This window comes from Streptomyces axinellae (assembly GCF_039532135.1).
Classification (GTDB): Bacteria; Actinomycetota; Actinomycetes; order Streptomycetales; family Streptomycetaceae; genus Streptomyces; species Streptomyces axinellae.
This window is the reverse complement of sequence record NZ_BAAARJ010000076.1, coordinates 1-845: the sequence shown is the minus strand read 5'-3', so window position 1 is coordinate 845 and position 845 is coordinate 1. Positions and strand designations below refer to the sequence as shown.

Genomic DNA, 845 nt, shown 5'->3' with positions numbered 1-845 from the left:
ATTTGGCGAGTCTGCGGTAGCAGATGAGGGTGCAGGCGATGCTGGTGAAGGCCAGGAAGTGCTCGGCTTTGCGCTCGTAGCGGCGGTGCAGGCGGCGGCATCCGGTGAGCCAGGACATCGTGCGCTCTACGGTCCAGCGGTGGCGGCCCAGACGGGTCGAGGACTCGATGCCCTTGCGTGCAATGCGGTGCCTGATGCCGCGGCCACGTAACCATCGCCGCAGGTGGTCGTAGTCGTATCCCTTGTCGCCGTGGAGCTTTGCCGGTCTGCGTCGCCGGCGCCCGCGCCTGGAGCGGATGGGTGGTATGCCCTTCACGAGCGGGATCAGCGCCTGGCTGTCGTGGAGGTTCGCTCCCGAGATTCCGGCGGACAGGGGCAGACCGGTCCGCTCGGTGATCAGATGGATCTTCGAGCCGTACTTGCCCCGGTCAACAGGATTCGGACCTGTCAGATCCCCCTTTTCAGGGCCCGCATGTTCACCGAGTCGATCGCACAGCGGGACCAGTCGAGCTCGCCGCGGGCGCCGAGCTCGTCGAGGATCAGACGGTGAAGCTTGGCCCACACCCTGGCCTTCGTCCACTCGGCAAAGCGCCGGTGAGCCGTCGCCCCCGACGGGCCGAACGACGCGGACGGCAGCTGCTGCCACGTGCAGCCCGACGTGGCCACGAACACGATTGCAGCCAGTACCTCACGGTCACCGTGCCGACGCCGGCCGCCGCCTTGCGGTCTCGACGGAGCCTCCGGGACCACCCGCTGGAACAGTTCCCACAACTCATCCGGCACCAGCCGCTCAACGATCGAGACCACAACCGAAAGCCTACCGAGCCAAATGAGATGACGTCTTA

1 protein-coding gene is annotated in these 845 nt (G+C 66.5%); it reads right to left on the bottom strand.

Translation table 11 applies throughout. The annotated features are described in order from the left end of the window. A protein-coding gene (locus ABD339_RS33515; protein WP_344570944.1) for an IS5 family transposase occupies positions 1-798 on the bottom strand; the annotation gives its coding sequence in 2 pieces (ribosomal slippage) (positions 1-459 and positions 459-798; 799 coding nt annotated over the 2 pieces). This gene is flagged as partial in the annotation. Positions 799-845: the final 47 nt, after the last annotated feature.